Here is a 20268-nt window from a genome sequence, read left to right as displayed (position 1 = left end):
TCCTTATTTGAAGCAAAAATCATGCGTAACTATCAGGCATTAGTTGTGATGCTTGTAAAAAAAGCGCCAATGGCACGTAAAGAGCTGTCTGATAGGGTGTAAAAAGTGTGGATTTTTCCTTGAGGTGCTATCAAAACTACAGCAAAACTACCGTTTACACAATTTTTATTTTACAAAATTTAATATAGATATACTTAATTTATACATAATCAGCACTATATACACTTTTAAATAATGAAGTTACCGGTAGATCCTATTACAGCTAATTATAGGGAATCTCTGTAGCTGAGCGTTTGCATCAGCGAGTGTATTCCGACTAAATTTGTCCAGAATTAGTAATACGCATAACACAGTCGCTCTCCCCTATTTACCAAGCCAATCCGTAGGTGATTCGCCTGGTAACTAACTACCCTCATTGATGTTACTTCTATGAAGAACTACCTCTACATACTTATTTTGGCCGCTTTACCTGCCATCGTATATGCACAACCGTCAGCGCCTGGTACCGACTGGGTCAGTATGGTCAATCCGTTAATTGGAACGGATTCAAAGCCGAGTCTTTCCAACGGAAATACCTATCCAGCCATCGCACTGCCCTGGGGAATGAATTTCTGGATGCCGCAAACGGGCAAAATGGGCGATGGCTGGGCCTACACCTATGCAGCCGACAAAATTCGGGGGTTCAAACAAACGCACCAGCCATCGCCCTGGATGAACGACTACGGTCAGTTTTCACTCATGCCTATAACCGGGAAGCTACGCATTGACGAAACCGAACGCGCCAGTTGGTACTCGCACAAATCAGAAGTGGCGACGCCTTATTACTACAGCGTCTATCTGGCCGACCATGACATCACAACCGAACTAGCCCCAACCGAACGGGCTGCCAGTTTTCGGTTTACGTTCCCGAAAACGGATCATTCGTATGTGGTCCTGGATGCCTTCGACAACGAGTCGTACGTAAAAATCAGCCCGAAGGAGCGGAAAATCAGTGGCTATACCACCCGCAACAGCGGTGGCGTACCAACCAATTTTAAAAACTACTTCGTCATCTATTTTGATAAACCGTTCGCTAGTTCGCAAGTCTGGCACGAGAAAACGATTACCAAAGATTCTCTGGAAATTAAATCGACGCACGCCGGAGCGGTAGTAGGTTTCAAAACAACCAAAGGCGAACAGGTTCAGGCTCGGGTAGCCTCGTCGTTTATCAGCGTTGAGCAGGCGGAACTGAATCTGAAGGAACTGGGCAATGATTCGTTCGAGACCGTCAGGCAGAAAGCAAAACAGGCCTGGAACAAAGAACTTGGTCGGATTCAGGTAGACGGTGGCACAGTGGCCCAAACGCAAACGTTTTACTCCTGTTTGTATCGCTCACTGCTGTTCCCCCGGAAGTTTTACGAGTTGGATGCTGCCCAAAAAGTGGTGCATTATAGCCCGTACAACGGCCAGGTGAAGCCGGGATACATGTTCACCGACACCGGTTTCTGGGATACCTTCCGCTCCTTATTCCCCTTCCTGAACCTGATGTACCCATCGCTGAATGTACAGATTCAGGAAGGCTTAGCCAATGCGTATAAGGAAGGGGGCTGGTTACCCGAATGGGCAAGTCCGGGTCTGCGTAACACGATGGTCGGTTCCAATTCGGCGTCTATCATTGCCGATGCCTATCTGAAAGGCGGTCGTGGCTACGATATCAACACATTGTATGAAGCCGTGTTAAAAAATTCGGAGAAAGAAGGGCCGCTGGATGCCGTCGGGCGTCGGGGAGTTGATTATTACAATACACTGGGGTATGTGCCTTACGATGTAAAAATCAACGAAAATGCGGCCCGGACGCTGGAATATGCCTACGATGATTTTACGATTTATCAACTCGCCAAAGCCCTTAAACGACCGCAAGCCGAAATCGATCGATTTGCAAAACGGAGCCAGAATTACCGAAATCTGTTCGACAGGCAGACGGGATTGATGCGGGGCAAGAATAAAGATGGGTCGTTCCAATCGCCGTTTAATCCGTTCAAATGGGGCGATGCGTTTACCGAAGGCAACAGTTGGCATTACACCTGGTCGGTTTTTCATGATGTGCAGGGCCTCATCAATTTGATGGGTGGCCGACAACAGTTCGTTACGAAATTAGATTCCGTCTTTATGATCCCGCCCATGTACGACGAGAGCTATTATGGGAGCGTCATTCACGAAATTCGGGAGATGCAGATTGCCAACATGGGCCAATATGCCCACGGGAACCAGCCTATCCAACACATGATTTATCTGTATAACTACGCCGGAGAGCCCTGGAAAGCCCAATACTGGCTTCGGGAAGTGATGAACCGATTGTATCTACCAACGGCCGATGGTTATTGTGGCGACGAAGACAACGGCCAGACATCGGCCTGGTACGTCTTCAGCGCAATGGGTTTTTACCCCGTTTGTCCAGGCACCGATCAGTACGTTCTTGGCGCACCCTTATTCAAAAAGATAACGGCCAAACTGGAAAACGGCAAACAGGTGGTTATCAACGCACCAAACAATAGCGCTCAGCACCGATATATTAACACAATGCGTTTGAATGGAAAGGCTTATACCAAAAACTGGCTGAGCCATCAGGGGTTACAACAGGGGGCTGTTTTAGATTTCGATATGTCTACGACTCCGAACCGGCAACGGGGTATTCAGCCAAACGATTTTCCGTATTCATTTTCAGCTACAACGGCTAAGTGAGGGAATGAAATTCCCCGCTTAGTGTGTTCTATGGCCATTATACATACCTTTCACTCACTTAAAAACTACTACACATGAAAACAAGCATTGGGATTTCAGCCGAAAATCGGGAAGTTGTTGCCCATCAACTAGCCAAGCTGCTGGCCGACGAATTTGTTCTTTACACAAAGACCCTGAATGCGCACTGGAATCTGGAGGGGATGGACTTTCATTCAGTACACCTCTACTTCGAAGAATTATATAAGCAGTCGGCTGAGATTGTAGATGATGTTGCCGAGCGTATTCGTCAGTTAGGCCACTACGCACCCGCTACGCTGAAAAACTTCCTGCAACTAACCCATCTTACCGAACAGGACGAAGATGGAAATGATAGCCGGAGCTTGATTAAAAAACTATTGAGCGACCACGAAAGCATCATTGAGTTTATTCGTGGGAATATTGACGAATTTGCCGATGCCCACAAGGATGCCGGAACTAGCGATTACATCACCGGCCTCATGGAAAAGCACGAAAAAATTGCCTGGATGCTTCGGGCCCACTTAAACTAAATGAATAATGTAAAATGGATAATGCATAATGAGGCTAGCAAACCATTGTGCATTATCCATTTTACATTATCTATCACTCATCTCAAAACCCATGAAAGCCATTGTGTTAAGCAACTGGGGTGGCACCGAAAACTTCGCCATTCAGGAAGTACCCATACCAACTATCACGCCCGATGACGTACTAGTGAAAGTAAGGGCGTTTGGCGTAAATCCTGCCGATTTTAAAACGCGCGCAGGCACAACGCCTTATTCTCAGAACTATACCCCGCCAATCATTCTGGGTTGGGATATGGCGGGCGAGGTGGTTGAAGCAGGTAGCAACGTAACCGCCTTCAAACCGGGCGATGCCGTCTATGGCATGGTCAATTTCCCCCAACCGGGCAATGCCTACGCCGAGTATGTAGCCGCCCCTGCAGCCCATCTGGCCCATAAACCCGCAGAATTATCGTTCGAAGAAGCGGCAGCCGCACCTTTAGCCGTCTTAACAGCCTGGCAGTCACTCACCGAACACGGACACCTGAAGGCGGGCGATAGGTTACTGATTCAGGCGGCATCCGGCGGGGTTGGTCACCTGGCCGTTCAACTGGCAAAAGCGATCGGCGCGTATGTGATCGGTACCGCATCGGGCAAAAACGAAGCCTTTGTGCGCTCGCTGGGCGTCGATGAGTTTATCGACTATACTACAACCGATGTCGAGAAAGCCGTACAGAATGTCGATCTCGTATTCGATACGGCGGGTGTCGACACAGTTTTCAAATCGGCTAAAGTTCTCAAACCCAATGGTCATCTGATCTCGATTGCCTATGGCGCGATGGATAAGGTACTGGCTATCCGGCCCGATATTACGGCCGAGCGAACGCAGGTACACACCAGCGGCAGCGATCTGGAAACGATCAACCAGTTCATCACCGACGGTAAATTAAAAATCACGGTCAGTGAAGTGCTCCCCGCCGATCAGATCGCCAGTGCTCATCAGCAGTTGGAAAGCCGCCGGACAACGGGAAAAATTGTATTAACGTTTTGATTGTTTAAACACGTTTTTGAGCTGAGTTGCCGCTAAGGCCATATCCTCGGTCTGTATCCTCACAGGCCGCCTATGGTCTGCCTTTGTGAAAATGTTCTGTAAGGATACAGGCCAAGGGTAGGAACATATAGCTTATCGTTCTTAGCAGCGTTTTGGTATGACCCTTTTAGGGTCAACTATTTATAGTAACAATGATTTTGCTATAAATATTTGACCCTGAAGGGGCCATACCAAAACTTTGTTACTATATAGGTAACTCTTACTTAAACGCGTTTCGGAGCTGAGTGGCGGCTAGATCCTGCGCCTGCTGGGCCTGGGGGACAATAGCGTACATACCAAAAAACTCGTGCGTGGCTCCGTTAAACAGCCGATACGTTACGTTTACACCCGACGCCTGTAACTTCTTACTTAACTCCTCTCCTTCGCTCTGTAAGGGATCAATCTCGGCTGCAATAATGGTGGTTGGCGGCAGTCCATTTAGATTGGCCACATCAAGTAACGAAATCAGCGGACTATCTCCATCGGCAGGCGAGTTAAAATAATTATCCGTGAAATATTTCACCAAAGGCCGGTTCAACGGTTTGGCATCGGCATAAATGTTATAGGAAGGCGTATCCAGAAAGTTATTGGCCACCGGATAAACCGACAGAATATGTACTGGCAACGCAATACTCTGATCGCGGGCCATCATGCTCACCGTAATGGCCATATTTCCGCCTGCACTTTCGCCCGCAACGGCTATCTTCGCGGGATTGCCATTCAGGCTGGCGGCATTCTGAGTGACCCATTTATAAGCCGCAAAGGCGTCTTCGTGGGCGGTCGGAAACTTGTTTTCCGGAGCCAGTCGATAATCGACCGATACCACAACTGCACCCGTTTCTTCGGCTAATGCCAGTGTCGAATATTCGTATACTTCCGGACTGGCAATCACCCAGCCACCACCGTGGTAATACACGATGACCGGCATTGGTCCGGCCACGTTATTGGGTGTATAGACCACTATCCGAATCGGTACCCCCCCAGCCCCAGGAATTGTCCGTTGACTAACCGTAACGTTGGCAGTTGGGCGTGGAATCTTGTTTTTATCCAGCAGCGAATTAACCGCATCCTTAAACGAAGGTTGTTGCCGCGCCTGTTGGGGCGTAAGCGTATTGAGGGGAATAGGACTGAGTCGACCCAGTTCTTCAATAACGGCCTGCATCTGGGGCGTAATGGTTGGTCCCCAGGTCGGCTTGGGGCCCGTTGGTTGTATACCCTGGCCCGCTAATGGAATGCGGTGATCCTGGCAGGCCACTAGGCCAAGCGTAATGAGTACAGCAGCAGACAGTCTAAGTCCGTTTCTACGAATAAATCGGTTTGTGCAAAATTGATTCATGAACGTTGATTTTTTCACACAAACTGCCATAATGAAGGTAGTGGAGCGGCTCCACAGAGAAAATGAGGGAATGGTCTGGGTGATCAGGAAGCTAGTATAAAGTGCGGTAAGGCCGTTACCTCACTCTGTCAAACTAGTTAGCTTCCAGGCTAGTATTGCCCATAGTATCAACATTTATTCATTTACTCAATGGAAAATAGTACCAATTTCACGCAGCCGACGCCCCCGGTAGTTAATACCCAACGGCGCTCTTTTTTGCGAACTGTTGGAGCCGCAGCCGTAACGGGTGGGCTTCTTACCGCCTGCTCCACAGCCGATCTTCAGGTTCGTCCGGATGGTGCCCGGGCAGCAGCACCCGGCGATGTTATTACCCTGCCCGGTGGTGATCTCGGCATTCTGAACTACGCCTTCGTTTTGGAGCAGATTGAAGCTCGCTTTTACGAACTCGTATTGGCAAATCCTTACGAGGGAATGACCGCTATGGAGATGCAGTTATTTCAGGATCTGCGCAACCACGAAGTAACGCACCGCGCTTTCTATCGGACGGCGTTGGCAGGTGCCGGCATTCCCGATCTCACGCTCGATTTTAGCAGTATCTACTTTCGGCAACGCACCGATGTGCTGGAAGCAGCCCGCATGTTTGCCGAAATCGGAACTGCCGCTTACAATGGTGGAGGCAAGTACCTGACAGACCCCGAAAACCTGGCTGTAGCAGGAAAAATCGTATCTGTCGAAGCGCGGCACGTATCCATCATCCGTGAAATGCAGTACATGAATCAAACCGCTTTCTCGGGCGATAATATTGTTATTGACGGCCTGTTCATCAAAAAGGAACCTTCGGAAGTACTACCGATGGCCCAGAAATACATCCGTGAAACCATCGATGCCCGAAACCTTCCAACTACCGTTGCCTAAACCTGCTCAACAATTATGAATCTACAATCTATTTTCGCCGAACTCGAACAGGTTGACAACGAATTTTTCGACCGCTTAGAGCACGTATCCCGTCGAGGCCTGTTTAGTAGCCTGACCAAAAAAACAGTAGCTGTAGCAGCTCCCTCTATTTTAGCCTCAGCACTGACCTCTGCGTATGGGCAATCAAGCGCCTTACCCGACAATGTAGTGGATGTGCTCAACTTTGCACTTACACTGGAATACCTGGAGTATCGGTTTTATGATATTGGGAATAACCTGACCATGATTCCATCCCAGTATAAGCCTGCCTTTGAGCTAATCCGACGCCACGAGCAAATCCATGTTAATTTGCTAAAAACGGTTCTTGGTTCAAAAGCTATTGCAGAACCAAAGTTCGATTTCTCAGCCAAGGGGAACTTCCCGGATACGTTTACAAATTTCCAGACCTTTGCCGCGGTATCACAGGCCTTCGAAGATACAGGGGTTCGGGCGTACAAAGGGCAGGCACCTAACCTGATGAATGCAAAGCCTATTCTGGAAACAGCGCTACAGATTCATGCCACAGAAGCCACCCATGCGGCACGGGTCCGATTCCTGCGGGGTCAAAAAGGATGGATATCCCAGTCCAGTCCATCGGGTTTACCACCGGCGGCTGCTGGCGTGTACATGGGCGAGGGCAATGTGACGCAAAAGAATATCAATCTACAGGGAATCCTGAATGGTGTGGTCCCCATTGAAGGTATAACCGAAGCATTTGATGAGCCACTAACCAAAGAGCAGGTTTTAGAGATTGTTAAGCCTTTTCTGGCCTAAGCAGTTAGGTAACTGAACTAGATATATTATAAGCAAACAGGCAGAATTAACCCGGGTTAATTCTGCCTGTTTGCTTATCAGCAGTAAGCTGTTAAAACGAATAATGCGTAGGAGGTAAACTGACGGTTTCCCACCAGTAAGCGCGCAGCTCCTGAAAAAACGTAAGCCAATCAGGAAAATTAGTAGGCTTTACGGTATAAGAGGAAATACCCAATTGATACGCTTTCAGAATGTCGACTGGTACTTCCGACGAGCTGAGCATCACAATGCGAACCTGATCAAGTGGAGAAGGCATCCGTTTAATTTGCTCAAGTAGTGCCCATCCATCTTCACTTTCAGGCAGGTAGAGATCTAACAGTATCAGTTTTGGAACCTCCCACTCCTGATACTGCCATTCATTCAGTAAAGTTAAAGCCAGTCCTGGAGTAGCTACCCGGACGGGGGTTACCTCGGGCAGAACCTGCTGCATAGCCTGCTTGATCAATAACCAGTGATCCTCATTGTCTTCGACAATAAGCACTTTAGCAAGCCTGAAATTGGCTTTAATGATCGAGTGAGTATCGTTAACCTTCATTGAAAAATGGGTATAAAGCTATCTTATCTATCTAGTCTAATAATCTATTTATTAAGTAGAATGTTCTGAGTTTAATCTAGTTTTCATTCGGACCTGGCTAGCCTAATGACTAGGTAGCCGAATACGGAATAATGTTCCCCGGTCAGCGCGGGTTTCGATATCGAGGTTAGCCTTCAATAACTCGCACAATCGCTTAACAATTTGTAACCCAACTCCTTCTCCGTGTATTAGCCCATTTGTTTGTTCTTGCAGGAGTGCCTCTCCGGTTATTTCATGATCAGACGATGGTAAAACGGGAACTGGTTGCGACTCGCCAGGGCCCATACTACTTGTAGAATCTATAGTAGGTCTGAGTTGCTTAGCCAATAAGCTGGTCAGACTACTTTGTAAACCGGGCCCGGAATCCTGAATACTGAACATCCAGTGCATGTCGACTTCATTAGACCAGGAAACGGATATAAATCCAGTTGGTGTATACTGGATTGCATTGAGTAATAGATTTTGTACAATCCGTTGAATTTTAACCGGGTCGCTTTCCACCGGCAATGAATCGGGTCCATCGGCCCGAAGGACCAATCCCCGCTCTGCGGCCATGGGCTGTACGCCTGTTACTAATTCCTTAAGCAGTTTAGCGGCATCGAACGACTGAATATGCAGCGATTCTTCACCAGCTTCAAGTCGTGAGAGATCCATAAGACTGCCCAGCATCGACTGCACATGGGTAAGGTTGCGATTCAACATATCCATAAACTGCTCTCGCTCCTGATCACTTAGCCCCTCCATTCTCAAAACAGAAGCGGCACTATTGATGATGCCAAAACTACTTTTGAGATCATGGGAGGATGTTCGCAGTAAATCGCCCCGCTGGCGGGATAAGGACTGAATCTGATCGAGTGCCTGTTGCAGCGTTGAGAATCGGTTAGCGGCTTCCAGCCGCTGAAACTCGTCATACTTCTGCACACTTCCTTCAATGGTTTCAGTCATGAGCTGAACCATTGTTTGCTGGGCCTGTAGAAGCAACCGGGTATCGGTTTTTGGAAAAATCTCCTGAAAGGACTGTATTTCAGCGAAGAGTATCTGGGTCAAGAGATTTAACTCCCGCAGCGTCTCTGGTAACGCATAAGCCTTTTGCCAACGATGTAACCCGTGCGAGGTAGCCGTTGTGCCTGGATCGGCTTCCTGAGGCTTATTCAGCAACCGCTGTTCAAGGATGTTTAAAATAACGGGTAATAAGTTATTGAACTCCTCTCGACTTAATGATGAAATTCTATTCAATACCTCATCCTGCTCACAAGCTTGCCGCCAATTGTTTAAGATGGCTTCTCGTCGGGTAAACAGGTAGGAAACAAGTTCGACCAGAGGCTGCGGAGAATCAGAAGAGGGTGTCATAAACAGGGGGATGGAGTGCACTAACTTTTTAACTAACGAGGTACCAGAACTGCTTAAAAAAACGAGTCAGTGGCCCAGATCAAACAGAAGGCACCTATAAGATGTTTTCTATCTTTCATCCTGAACCTATGGAATCAAAACAGCCCAACACTAGTTTCTCGGCCAGCAGGCCGGAAAAAGCTCCCCTGGCAGAACCCATTAACGAACTCCCCCGGGCCGTTCTGCGCCCAAATACGTATTTGCTGCTAGACGGAGAATGGCGGTTTACGATCGATCCTGACGATAAAGGATTACTTCAGCGCTGGTACGTTGGTCATTCCTTTGATGGAACAGCCCATTGGCCGGGCTCCATTGAATCCCATATGGCGCAGGCCAAAGGTCAAGGTTCTTCTGCCGGATGGCAGGATAAGGTAGTTGCGTGGTACGAACGGGAATTTACGCTGCCTCATCGCAGTGAACCGCACGCTCGTTCTATGATCCAGCTCACCTTTGGTGCCTGCGGCTACGAAACCCGGGTATGGCTTAATGGCCATCCGCTCCACACAATTGAAGATGAGGAGATTCACCTGGGTGAGTATACGTCGTTCTCCTATGAATTACCGGAAGACTATTTACGCCCGCAAAACCGGCTTACAGTACGAATTGCGGATACCATGGACGCCGAAATTCCAAGGGGTAAGCAGGAATCGCATGTGTATAAACGGGGGGGCATCTGGTATCAGACCTATACAGGGGCCGTTCGCAGCGTTTGGCTCGAAACCGTGGAGCGGAACCGACTTCGCTCCCGCGTGGGTGTGGTCAGCGTGGTGGAAGATCAACTGGTGCGCTTTAGTGTAACAACCCGCATTCATGATCCCGGCCACTATATCCTGCGACTACAGGCCTACGATCTCCAACAGACTGAGCCCATTGCCACCTCCGATTTTCCATTGCAACTGGATGCCGGACAAAAGCAACAACGGGTCGTGCTCGAACTACCGGGGGCGGGTTTATGGTCACCCGAATCACCGACACGCTACAAACTCATTGCCCAGCTCATTGACGCCGAAGGCTATGCCGCCCAGATTGAAACCCGGTTTGGTCTGCGCAAAATAGAAGCGCGGGGACGATATATCTATCTGAATAATTCGCCGGTTTACCTCGATGGTATTCTGTACCAGCCGGGCACGGCTACGTACGAGGAGATGCAGCGACACATGCTGGCGATGAAAGAACTGGGCTGCAATCTGGTACGCGTTCACATTGCCGGTGTCGATCCCCGAATTTACAACCTGGCCGATAAACTGGGGCTTATGCTCTGGGTAGAGGTTCCCAGTCCGCATAGCTCAACAGCCAAGAGCCGCCAGAACCACCGCGCCGAACTCCTGCGAATGGTGTCATTGATTAGTACGCACCCTTCCGTTGTGATCTGGAGCCTGTATAACGAAGACTGGGGGGCGCAGGATATTGCCACCAATCCGGAGACGCGCCAGTACATTATGGATATGTACCATTACATGCAGATTGCGTATCCGCAATACCTGGTTGTCGATAATGACGGCTGGCAGCATATTTCGTGGGAAGGCCGGCTGAAATCAGACCTGTTAACAGCTCACCTCTACACGCCGGACTTAAACCGCTGGAAGGAACTGCTCGGCCAATTGACTGCCGGAGACCTGGAGCATGTAGCTGCGTTTCCATTGGTCGTTGGCGATCCGTTTTTCTACCGTCGGCAGGTGCCTTTAGTCGTTAGCGAATGGGGTGGTTTTGGGTTTGCCAATTATGGCGGCCCTGAGGAATCCGAAGGCCGCGCCGAACGAATCCGGCTCTTTAAACAGGAATTACGCCAGTATACCATTGCCGGGGATATATACACCCAGGCCACCAACATTGAGGATGAACGAAACGGACTGATCGACCCACAGACGGGCGAACTGACGGTTCCGGCAGGCTTATTGAACTCGCGGGCTAGCTAGCCCGCGAGTTCAGTCTGGCTTATGAGCGTGTGAGACTACTTAAATTAACCTGTTAAGATAGAGGTAATGGATCCCCGCTTACCGAATCAATGTTTCGTATGCTACCCATTCATTGGTGCAGGCAAACGCCTGTTTGGCAAGCTGTTGAGCCAGCAGAGGTTTCCTATTTACTGGGCATTGGGGTTAATTTCGTGTAGTTGCACATCCATTTACCATAGTCGACGGAGTATTCAGGAGTTGGATCAGACCTTTCGGGTCAATAAAGGGCAGGACCTTTACTTTTCTCCCAAGCGGGGTAGTAACCAAAGCAAACGGCTATTCAAATCTTCCAGAGCTGCGCTTTACCTGCAAAATGATACCCTATTTGTTGAATTCCTGAAAGCCTCCTTACCAATTGATGATCACAATCCGGCTACCATTGACGTATCGGACTCGGCTTATGTATTTTTTGTCAATCCTAAGCCCAAACAATTACCAGTCAACCAAACAAGTCCCTGGTTTCGATATCACTTTACCTCCTTCGATACGGACCTATTGACAATTCCCTTTAAATACAGACTGGCACAGCCGGGGCTTGTTCCTCAACTGACTACCAATGCCAATGCGGCCGTTTATGTGGGCCTACGCTACGATCAGGGTTTCCAGCGGAACGTTTTTTACCACCATCAGCAGCGATCAGACATTCGGTCATTTAGTATTGGAGCAGGTGGTCTGTTCGGTCTTTCGGCAAGTGCAGTAGGCCCTTTTTCAACCGCTAATATGGTACAGGATGACTATGAGGGAGCCTGTCTGAATTATGGTCTGGCGGCAATTTTTGGCTATCGGGCCGTTACGCTGGGGTTAGCCGTCGGCTACGATTATTTACTGGATAGCAACCGATCTCTGTGGGTATATCAGCACAAACCCTGGCTAGGCGTAACGGTTGGCCTCAATCTGAATTAATAAACTAATCCCTTATTCACCTGATAAACAAAACAACGTATGAAAACTACAGAAACACATGAAGAGCATGCCAGCAAAAGCTATTTCGAACGGTTTTCCTCCGCCGTTGCCAAAGCAACCGGTAGTTCTGCCGCCTTTATTCTGGCGATGGCTTCGGTCATTATCTGGGCGCTGCTTGGGCCTGTTTTTGGCTATTCGGAGAATTGGCAACTCGTTATCAACACAGGCACAACAATTATCACGTTTCTGATGGTGTTTGTTATTCAGAAAGCCCAGAATAAAGAATCTCTTTCGGTTCAGCTTAAGTTGAACGAGCTAATTGCAGCCACCAAAGGGGCCAGCAACCGGCTGGTTGCCAGCGAAAACCTGAGTGAAGAGGAACTGGATATCCTTTACAAACACTATTGTACGATGGCTGAGTTAACCAAACAAAAGACCGATCTACGGAAATCGCACTCCGTAGAAGAAGCCATTGATAATACAGAGGAAAAGCTGGAAAAAACAACGAAGAAGTAATGTACCTACACTAGTTCGGCTATCCGTTTCCTCACAATACCACGTTAAAACCAGCTTATGGCTATACAGGCCGTAACCTTAATTCGGTTGGAAAGCCTTTCTATGAGAATGGAGTCAGTTTATCGATAAAAATTGCCGGTTCCTTTAGTAACCCTATCGCTTTGTTCTTAACTCTTTGCTTACTCAAGCAGTTACCACCCTTATAGGCCCAGCTGTGTAGGGCACAACGTTTTGACACTTTATACTTTATCCATATGGAAATTCTGGTCCTGCTGTTATATGGACTGGCATTGATGCTGCTGTTTATTTACAACTGTGGGCAGTTGAGCCTTATTCTTATTTACTTGGCATCGACGCGAAAACGAAAACAGGCCGCTTTGTCAACCGCAATCATCTTACCCGATGCGTTACCGCGCGTAACCGTGCAATTACCCGTCTATAATGAATTGTATGTAGTGGAACGACTCATCGACGCCGTTGTGCAACTGAACTACCCAACCGACAAACTCGACATTCAACTTCTGGATGACTCGTCGGATGAAACCGTTGAGTTGATCGCGGGTAAAGTAGCTACTTATAAGCAACTTGGCTTCGACATTGAGCATATTCGCCGGGCCGACCGAAAGGGCTTCAAAGCGGGGGCACTCGCGTACGGGATGACGCTGGCAAAAGGCGAATTCATTGCCATTTTCGACGCCGACTTCGTGCCTGACCCCGACTTCCTGTTAAAGACCATTCCTCACTTTACCGACCCCAAAGTAGCCATCGTACAAACCCGGTGGGGGCACCTTAATGAAGACTTTTCGTTGATGACCCAACTACAGGCGTTTGGCCTTAATGCGCACTTCACGATTGAGCAAAGCGGCCGGTATGCCGCTGGCTTTCTGGCTAACTTCAATGGCACGGGGGGCGTCTGGCGGAAACAGGCAATTACCGATGCGGGAGGCTGGCAAAGCGACACACTGACGGAGGATCTGGATCTGAGCTATCGGGCCCAACTCAAAGGCTGGAAGTTTGTGTACCGGGAAGACGTCTGTTCTCCTGCCGAATTGCCGATTGCGATGAATGCGCTGAAATCGCAGCAATACCGCTGGATGAAAGGAGCGGCTGAGTGCGCCCGTAAATTGTTTGTCAATGTACTCCGAACACCGGGATTGTCGTTGACCGTGAAGCTCCACGCGTTTTTCCATCTCTTCAGCAGCGCTACGTTCATTTTGGTACTGATCCTGGGCGTCATGAGCGTTCCCCTGATTTACATTCGGAGCCAACACCCGGAATGGGAATGGGTGTTCAGAGTCATTAATTTATTCCAGGCCAATTTACTGATTCTCATTACGTTCTACGGAATTCCCATCTGGTTTCTGAAACCGGAGACCAAGGCTAAACTGATCTGGTATTTCCCGATGTATTCGTCCCTTATGATGGGTCTTTCGCTGCATAACACGATTGCCGTAATTGAGGGCTATATCGGACGAAAGACGCCCTTTATCCGGACACCAAAATTCAATGTTAAAGCGGCTACGGACGGATGGAGCGCCAATGTGTACGTAAACCGGCAGTTCAGTTGGTTGACGCTGGTGGAAGGCTTTCTATCGCTCTATTTCCTGGGCGGACTAATTCTGGCATTTTACATCGAAGATTACCGCATGTTTTTTCTCCATATCATGCTCATGGTTGGCTTCGGAATGGTGTTCATTTATTCCCTGATCCATTCCGGCCGCGGACGCTCGCTTGTTCAGGCAGGTTAAGATGATGAACACAGAGATTACAGAGATAGAATTTGACCTGACTAATCCGGCGTTCGGCGAAATTCGTGAAATTATCTAAAACCCCTAAATCCCCTGAAGGTCAAGGCCGTTAAGTTCTGAATTTTCTTTACTTAATCAGCCTCTTTTATTGGCTTATTTTACCCCCCAACCCCCTAAAGGGGGAGAAAATCCACTTCGGAGTACGCCCCCTTCAGGGGGTTGGGGGGTAAAGACGATAGGAATTAACGGCCCTGCCCTAAAAGGGGCTTTTCCTAAGCATGAGCAAAATCCCCTAACTGGCTTGAAGAAATTAACCGCCGTTTTGCTAGTCTTCAAAACCCCCAACCCCCTGAAGGGGGCTTTTCTCCCTAGTGAACTTAGCCCCCTTCAGGGGGTTGGGGGTTTTAAAAGCCCAAAAAGACAAGTTTTATTTAGGCGGTTATTTAATGCAAATCAATAAGGGGATTGTTTTCAGGCTAAGCAAAAACTAATTTTCACCAGTTTCTTAGACCACGCTCAAGATCTGCTCTATACATTAACCTACAGCAACTTCACTTGCTACAGATTGCCCTAACCGCACGACCGCCAGCGGTAAAAAAGAAAAAAGATCACCTATAGCCATACTCTTTTCAGCCTTTCCTTGGGCATCAATCAACTGGTGGCTCCAGTCGGCAGGGGCATTGTCAGGTAAAATGAGTCGGGTGTCTTTCCAGTCGAGGGAAACGATGTCGGTCTGTTGCTCCTGACATACCGAAGCTAACCCTAACGGAACTGCTACAACACACCAGCGCTGTTGATACTGCCGGGCAAAGGCCAATACATGCTGGCTGTAAGTTCCTTCAATCGCCAGGGGAATATAGTGCCCCTTCTCGAAGAGTTCAGGCTGCTGACTTCGTTCAGTTAACAGCGTATATAACAACCAAAGTTTGATCCGGGCATCGTAGCGATTCGTCCATAATTCAGACCACAAATCATTGGAATCCGTAGCCACCAACTCATCCAGCCATTGTTGCCGCTGGTCGTAATCCACTGGCCGACGGTTGTCGGGGTCCACTAAACTAAGGTCCCATAGTTCGCTCCCCTGGTATACGTCCGGAAGGCCCGGACAGGTACATTTCAACACGACCTGCGCCAGGGAGTTGATAATCCCGAAATCGGTAATGCGCTGGTGAAAGGCCTGAAAGCGTTTCCAGAACGGGCGTTTTTGATTCAATAACGTACGGGCAAACGCTTTGGCGGCTTCTTCGTAGGCTTCATTGGGATTAGCATGCGTAGTGTAGCGCTTGGCCTCACGCAGGGCTTTCTCCAGATACTCCGCCAGGCGGTCAGAGAAATCTGTCTCTTGCTGGCCGGGCATGGGGTAAGCGCCGACCAGCGTCTGATAAATGAAGTACTCATCATTTCGATCGGGGGCCTCCCCTGCCTGATTGAGCTGTTGCCATACCTTCACCTCCTCAACCCATTCCTCGGCCAGATCGGTTAGCACATTCAAGCGGCTGCGCACGTCTTCGCCCCGCTTCGTATCGTGCGTCGACGTCGCGTTGAGCGCCAGTGGCCAATTCATCTGCCGATCGATCATTTTCTGGTGAAATTCGTCTACCGTCAGACCAAAGAACTCGGGCGAATCACCCACTTCATCGTGCCCAATAAAGCGGTTGTAGGTGTACATGAGCGTATCTTCCACACCTTTAGCCATGAGCGGGCCGGTAAACTGCATGCAACGCTGATAGAAGCGTGCGGCCCGGTCGTTGTAAGCCTGACCACCCGACTGAGGTTTTGTTAACAAAGCCTCCTTCAGTAAGCCAATGGCTGCTGCCAGTTCTGGCTTACTCGTATTGATTTTATCGAGCAGGTTTTCTACAGCTTCGGCTTCCGATTCGCCCAACGGCAGATGATTTCCGTAATAGCGGTATACAGGACACTGAATCAGAAACTCACCAATGGCCGTTTTTAGGGTATCGGGCGGTATTGTTTCGGGCTGGTTTCTATCGATCAGGTTCAGATCCAGAAAGAACCGATACAGATTGTCCAGCTCACCCCGCATGTGCTCGTAGAGAATAGTTGCTTTCTTATCGCGCAATTCCCAGTGAACATTTTTCTTCTCACCAAGCAGTTCCCGATAAAACTGGGTGAACGTTTGCTGGCTGCGGGTTTGGGTCAGCAGGTTATTGAGCAGCGCCAGGTATTGGTAGCCCGTTGCCCCCTGAATAGGCCAGTACTGAGGTAGTTCTTCGCCCTGTTCCAGAATTTTTTCAACAACAATATAGGTATCCTCACCAGCCAGTTTCCGAAGTCGATCCAAGTAGGTATCCGGGTCATACAGCCCGTCGATATGGTCAACACGCAGTCCCTGGAACACACCTAATTCCAGCAACTGTTTCGTGTACTGGTGAACCTGCTCAAAAACGACCGGGTCCTGTATGTTTAGGCAGATCAGGGCATTGACCGTAAAAAAACGCCGGTAATTAATCTGCTGATCGGTTTCCCCATAATAGCACAAGCGATAAGCCTGCTCATCGGCAAGCTGCTGAAGCAGTGCTGGGCTTGTATTTACCACTTCCAGGCAGCTTTCCAGATAGTTTTGATCTCTCGATTCAGTAAGTATACTGGCGAGTTTCTCCTGTAATTCAGCACAACCGACAGCGTAGGTTTTCGTATCGGCAATCGAATCAAGCTCCTGCACTAGCTCTAGTATTGGCTGAAACAACTTGTTCGTTTTTCCAGTACTAGCCTGTAGAATAGTCGAATACGAACGTAGGTGCAGGGGGTAAGCCGCGTCCTGATTCGTTAGAACAAAGCGTTGATTCTGATAGGCTACGGCCAGTTCTCCTTTTTCAATAACTTCCTCCAACGAAGCGCCCAGAAACGGCACCATCAGTCGCCCTTTCTGCTGTGGATTCGTCCAGTCAATATCGAAAAAAGATGCGTAAAATGAACGTTGTCCTTTTTCCAGCACATCCATCAGCCAGGCATTATTAGGATGAAACGCCATGTGATTTGGCACAATATCCTGTAGCCAGCTGATTCCCCGTTCTGTCAACTGCCGACTTATGGCTGTCAACTGGGCTTCGGTACCGATTTCAGGATTGATTCGGTGCAGATTCACCGCATCATAGCCATGTAGGCTACCGGGTACGGCCTCGAAAATAGGCGACGCATAAATGGTTTTCACGCCCAGCTTATCCAGATACGGAATCAATTGCTCGAAATCAGGAAAGGTAAAGTTTTTGTGAAATTGGATTCGGTAGGTTGATATGGGATTGTTCATGACCTTGAGCATAGATACTAATTGATTCAGGCTATGCAACTACTGTCCTGAAACGATTGGGGGTAAATTTGGTAGATTATGCCTGTCTGCCACCATACGTGTTTTGTCTGACCTTCACTCATAGGCTCATTCACGTTTAATCGCCTTGTTAAAAACAGGGGGGTATGTACTGGACGCTCGCGTATGCAATCCGTCATCTAAGCTTTCAATTACTATGCATCGGAACACCAGGCAACCTGACAATACGCAGCCAGAATTGGCAGATTCGTTCAATGGTATGCTCAAAAAGGGTGTACCCTATCGGCATCGAGACAACCGAATTTGCCTGTTTTTGATAGCCATTACTAATAAGTTGATCGGTTGGCAGCACCAGTAGCACAACGGGAATACGATTCAGTTGACTATCCTCTTTCAGACGCTGAAGTGTAGTTAATCGGTCAGTTGTAAGTGTCCTGGCGTCTAGCAAAATCAGGGTTGGATAATCCTGTTCTGGTAACTGTTTCAGCAGTTCAGGCAAAAACACACTTGACTGGACAGTATTTACCTGATAATCAGCCCACTTTTTCCCAATAAGTTGTTCCGTCAGGATTGCCTTCTCTTTATCATCGGTGATTAGTAATATCGAAGCCGCTGAAAAACCCGATGGCTGAATTTCCGGTGAAACCCGAACCGGAGCGGATGAGAGCTGTTGCTCTATTCCATTAACACGTACCGGATGAAGTACCTGCAACGATTCAACCACCTGAGACCAGCGTCGGCGGCTAACAGGGAATACTTCTCCTGTATCCAGGTACACCTTGCCAGCCATTTTTTTATGCGGAGGCTGATCCAGGCTTTTTACATAAGCGGGATTAATCAGAACCGTTTTATGAACGCGGATAAAATTGGGCAATTGGCTTTCCAAATAGCTAATTGGCTTGGCCAGGAGCTTCTTCTCCCCGTTTCGAAAGTAAATCCAGCAGTAATTGTTAGCCCCTGAAAAATAAGCTATTAATTCCGGGCGCTGGAGAGCAGGTTTGATAACACTCATACACTAGCTGATTTTAGAACCCTGTTTACCGACGATTGTATGACTTCAGTAGTACGACAGGACGTTAGCACTACGTCCTGCCAATAGAATAAACCAATAAGTCGACGTTGGGTTTGCCAGGTTCAGAAAAGGATACGCCCTATTTGGGCAATAGGGCGTATCCGGACTAGTAAAGACTATTGAAAAGCTACTGTCATACGAGCCTGTATCAGCCGGTTCATAGCCTCCCAGGTAGTATCCCAGGAATTTGCCAGCAGGAATTCATCGACAGCCACCCAGTCATCAGCCATTGTATGATTAAGGGCTTTGTCAATGGCTTCTTCAAAAGCCTCGACCGAGTCGGCAATGAGGACCGGTGCCCAACCACCATAGGTGCTGATCACATCCTGAATCGACGTTGAGACAACGGGCAAACCAGCGGCCAGGTATTCAGGAGTTTTTGTGGGGCTTATGTAACGAGTAGCTTCATTAAGGGCAAAGGGCATCATGGCAACATCCCACTGGCTGAAATAGGTAGGTAAGTCAGCATAGGATTTCATACCCAAATAATGAAGATTGGGGCCTTTAGGCAAATGAGCCGGATTAATTTTCACGACAGGCCCTAACAAAACAAATTGCCAGTCGGGGCGTTTCCGGGCCACTTCGCCCAGTAAATTGATATTCATCCGTTCATCGATTACCCCGCAAAAACCAATGCGCGGCCCTGCAATCTCACGTATATCGGCTGGCGCTGGCAGCGAATGCCGCGCTGGTTCAAAATGGCGATAATCGATGCTGCTAGGGAATGCAAATACACTGGCGTGACGGGTTTTCTTGGCTTCGTACAAACTCATACCGCCCGTAAATACCAGATCGGCCCGATTAAGCAGTGCCTTCTCCTTGTCTAACAGGCTTTTGGGCGCGCCAAGAAATGCCGATAGTTCGTCCATACAGTCATAAACCGTTAAACGAGGAGTCAGATGATCACTGAACGTAAGCGCCATGGGCGTGTAATACCAGGCAATAAAATCGTGGATCGAGTGCTGATCTAAGAGTTGATCAATAGCGGCCCGCTGCTCACGAACGGCATCTTCATGGCTGGTTCCGTGCTTTAAGAACGGAACGACTACGGTTAATGTCTCACTAATGGGGCGAAGCTCTACTCGGTTTTCGTTGCCGTAAATAGGCTCTTCGATAAACCAAACGCGCCAGGTTTGGCTAGCTCTATTGAGTAAATGTTGGGGGCGCTGATAAACGAAGTTCCAGCGTAAATGAGAAAAACAAATCAAATCCGTTACTTCACCAGCCGACAAATCTGGCGATTTCACATTTTTTACAACTTCAGAGTTAGCTAGTTCCCTAGAGATTAAAGACATTGTTGATTCAGGTTGATATTGAGACATCAGTTGTATAGAAAAAATGTAAAATAGCGCTTTCTAATTCCTGTTCACATAAACCCAATGCCTTAGAC

General features: G+C 48.4%; 15 protein-coding genes. 9 read left to right on the top strand and 6 right to left on the bottom strand.

The window, feature by feature from the left end:
* Positions 1 to 429 precede the first annotated feature (429 nt).
* The 3 genes from EXU85_RS08500 to EXU85_RS08490 all read left to right on the top strand — a co-directional run bounded on the left by EXU85_RS08500 (position 430) and on the right by EXU85_RS08490 (position 4293).
* On the top strand, positions 430 to 2721 hold the full coding sequence (locus EXU85_RS08500) for a GH92 family glycosyl hydrolase (protein ID WP_142771676.1): 2292 nt from the start codon (positions 430 to 432) through the stop codon (positions 2719 to 2721).
* 74 nt (positions 2722 to 2795) lie between these two features.
* Complete coding sequence (locus EXU85_RS08495) at positions 2796 to 3269, top strand: Dps family protein (RefSeq protein WP_142771675.1); 474 nt, start codon at positions 2796 to 2798, stop codon at positions 3267 to 3269.
* 91 nt (positions 3270 to 3360) lie between these two features.
* Entirely contained in the window at positions 3361 to 4293 is a 933-nt protein-coding gene (locus EXU85_RS08490; protein WP_142771674.1) for an NADP-dependent oxidoreductase, read from the top strand.
* Positions 4294 to 4552: 259 nt separating this feature from the next.
* Here the strand turns inward: EXU85_RS08490 and EXU85_RS08485 are convergent, their stop codons facing one another.
* Positions 4553 to 5668 (bottom strand): alpha/beta hydrolase, encoded by a 1116-nt coding sequence (locus EXU85_RS08485; RefSeq protein ID WP_142771673.1) that lies wholly within the window; start codon positions 5666 to 5668, stop codon positions 4553 to 4555.
* Positions 5669 to 5857: 189 nt separating this feature from the next.
* Between EXU85_RS08485 and EXU85_RS08480 the strand changes: the two genes are divergently transcribed.
* On the top strand, positions 5858 to 6583 hold the full coding sequence (locus tag EXU85_RS08480) for a ferritin-like domain-containing protein (protein WP_142771672.1): 726 nt from the start codon (positions 5858 to 5860) through the stop codon (positions 6581 to 6583).
* Positions 6584 to 6598: 15 nt separating this feature from the next.
* Complete coding sequence (locus EXU85_RS08475) at positions 6599 to 7396, top strand: ferritin-like domain-containing protein (RefSeq protein ID WP_142771671.1); 798 nt, start codon at positions 6599 to 6601, stop codon at positions 7394 to 7396.
* 91 nt (positions 7397 to 7487) lie between these two features.
* Here the strand turns inward: EXU85_RS08475 and EXU85_RS08470 are convergent, their stop codons facing one another.
* Both EXU85_RS08470 and EXU85_RS08465 read right to left on the bottom strand, forming a co-directional pair.
* Complete coding sequence (locus EXU85_RS08470) at positions 7488 to 7970, bottom strand: response regulator (protein ID WP_142771670.1); 483 nt, start codon at positions 7968 to 7970, stop codon at positions 7488 to 7490.
* A gap of 102 nt (positions 7971 to 8072) precedes the next feature.
* On the bottom strand, positions 8073 to 9359 hold the full coding sequence (locus EXU85_RS08465) for a sensor histidine kinase KdpD (protein ID WP_142771669.1): 1287 nt from the start codon (positions 9357 to 9359) through the stop codon (positions 8073 to 8075).
* A 128-nt stretch (positions 9360 to 9487) separates the two neighbouring features.
* On the opposite strand from EXU85_RS08465, the gene EXU85_RS08460 reads away from it, so the two are divergent.
* From EXU85_RS08460 to EXU85_RS08445, 4 genes are all read left to right on the top strand, one after another.
* Positions 9488 to 11314 (top strand): glycoside hydrolase family 2 protein, encoded by a 1827-nt coding sequence (locus EXU85_RS08460; RefSeq protein ID WP_142771668.1) that lies wholly within the window; start codon positions 9488 to 9490, stop codon positions 11312 to 11314.
* A 66-nt stretch (positions 11315 to 11380) separates the two neighbouring features.
* Positions 11381 to 12256 (top strand): hypothetical protein, encoded by an 876-nt coding sequence (locus EXU85_RS08455; protein ID WP_142771667.1) that lies wholly within the window; start codon positions 11381 to 11383, stop codon positions 12254 to 12256.
* A gap of 39 nt (positions 12257 to 12295) precedes the next feature.
* Positions 12296 to 12772 carry a low affinity iron permease family protein gene (locus tag EXU85_RS08450; RefSeq protein ID WP_142771666.1) on the top strand — a complete coding sequence of 159 codons (477 nt, stop codon included), beginning with the start codon at positions 12296 to 12298 and terminating at the stop codon, positions 12770 to 12772.
* A 254-nt stretch (positions 12773 to 13026) separates the two neighbouring features.
* Positions 13027 to 14520: a cellulose synthase family protein gene (locus EXU85_RS08445; RefSeq protein WP_142771665.1), complete on the top strand. Its 1494-nt coding sequence runs from the start codon at positions 13027 to 13029 to the stop codon at positions 14518 to 14520.
* Between the two features lie 535 nt (positions 14521 to 15055).
* Here the strand turns inward: EXU85_RS08445 and treY are convergent.
* From treY to EXU85_RS08430, 3 genes are all read right to left on the bottom strand, one after another.
* Positions 15056 to 17788 carry a malto-oligosyltrehalose synthase gene (treY, locus tag EXU85_RS08440; protein ID WP_142771664.1) on the bottom strand — a complete coding sequence of 911 codons (2733 nt, stop codon included), beginning with the start codon at positions 17786 to 17788 and terminating at the stop codon, positions 15056 to 15058.
* Positions 17789 to 17993: 205 nt separating this feature from the next.
* Positions 17994 to 18818 (bottom strand): response regulator transcription factor, encoded by an 825-nt coding sequence (locus tag EXU85_RS08435; RefSeq protein WP_142771663.1) that lies wholly within the window; start codon positions 18816 to 18818, stop codon positions 17994 to 17996.
* Between the two features lie 176 nt (positions 18819 to 18994).
* Complete coding sequence (locus EXU85_RS08430; protein WP_142771662.1) at positions 18995 to 20173, bottom strand: glycosyltransferase family 1 protein; 1179 nt, start codon at positions 20171 to 20173, stop codon at positions 18995 to 18997.
* Between the last annotated feature and the right edge of the window lie 95 nt (positions 20174 to 20268).

The sequence above is a fragment of the Spirosoma sp. KCTC 42546 genome (genome assembly GCF_006965485.1).
Classification (GTDB): Bacteria; Bacteroidota; Bacteroidia; order Cytophagales; family Spirosomataceae; genus Spirosoma.
This window is presented reverse-complemented; position numbering and strand designations above follow the sequence as displayed.

What these genes read in the sequence shown, in the direction of transcription:
- EXU85_RS08500 (WP_142771676.1), top strand. Translation starts at nt 430, where the DNA reads ATGAAGAACTACCTCTACATACTTATTTTGGCCGCTTTACCTGCCATC.
- EXU85_RS08495 (WP_142771675.1), top strand. Translation starts at nt 2,796, where the DNA reads ATGAAAACAAGCATTGGGATTTCAGCCGAAAATCGGGAAGTTGTTGCC.
- EXU85_RS08490 (WP_142771674.1), top strand. Translation starts at nt 3,361, where the DNA reads ATGAAAGCCATTGTGTTAAGCAACTGGGGTGGCACCGAAAACTTCGCC.
- EXU85_RS08485 (WP_142771673.1), bottom strand. Translation starts at nt 5,668, where the DNA reads ATGAATCAATTTTGCACAAACCGATTTATTCGTAGAAACGGACTTAGA.
- EXU85_RS08480 (WP_142771672.1), top strand. Translation starts at nt 5,858, where the DNA reads ATGGAAAATAGTACCAATTTCACGCAGCCGACGCCCCCGGTAGTTAAT.
- EXU85_RS08475 (WP_142771671.1), top strand. Translation starts at nt 6,599, where the DNA reads ATGAATCTACAATCTATTTTCGCCGAACTCGAACAGGTTGACAACGAA.
- EXU85_RS08470 (WP_142771670.1), bottom strand. Translation starts at nt 7,970, where the DNA reads ATGAAGGTTAACGATACTCACTCGATCATTAAAGCCAATTTCAGGCTT.
- EXU85_RS08465 (WP_142771669.1), bottom strand. Translation starts at nt 9,359, where the DNA reads ATGACACCCTCTTCTGATTCTCCGCAGCCTCTGGTCGAACTTGTTTCC.
- EXU85_RS08460 (WP_142771668.1), top strand. Translation starts at nt 9,488, where the DNA reads ATGGAATCAAAACAGCCCAACACTAGTTTCTCGGCCAGCAGGCCGGAA.
- EXU85_RS08455 (WP_142771667.1), top strand. Translation starts at nt 11,381, where the DNA reads ATGGATCCCCGCTTACCGAATCAATGTTTCGTATGCTACCCATTCATT.
- EXU85_RS08450 (WP_142771666.1), top strand. Translation starts at nt 12,296, where the DNA reads ATGAAAACTACAGAAACACATGAAGAGCATGCCAGCAAAAGCTATTTC.
- EXU85_RS08445 (WP_142771665.1), top strand. Translation starts at nt 13,027, where the DNA reads ATGGAAATTCTGGTCCTGCTGTTATATGGACTGGCATTGATGCTGCTG.
- treY (WP_142771664.1), bottom strand. Translation starts at nt 17,788, where the DNA reads ATGAACAATCCCATATCAACCTACCGAATCCAATTTCACAAAAACTTT.
- EXU85_RS08435 (WP_142771663.1), bottom strand. Translation starts at nt 18,818, where the DNA reads ATGAGTGTTATCAAACCTGCTCTCCAGCGCCCGGAATTAATAGCTTAT.
- EXU85_RS08430 (WP_142771662.1), bottom strand. Translation starts at nt 20,173, where the DNA reads ATGTCTTTAATCTCTAGGGAACTAGCTAACTCTGAAGTTGTAAAAAAT.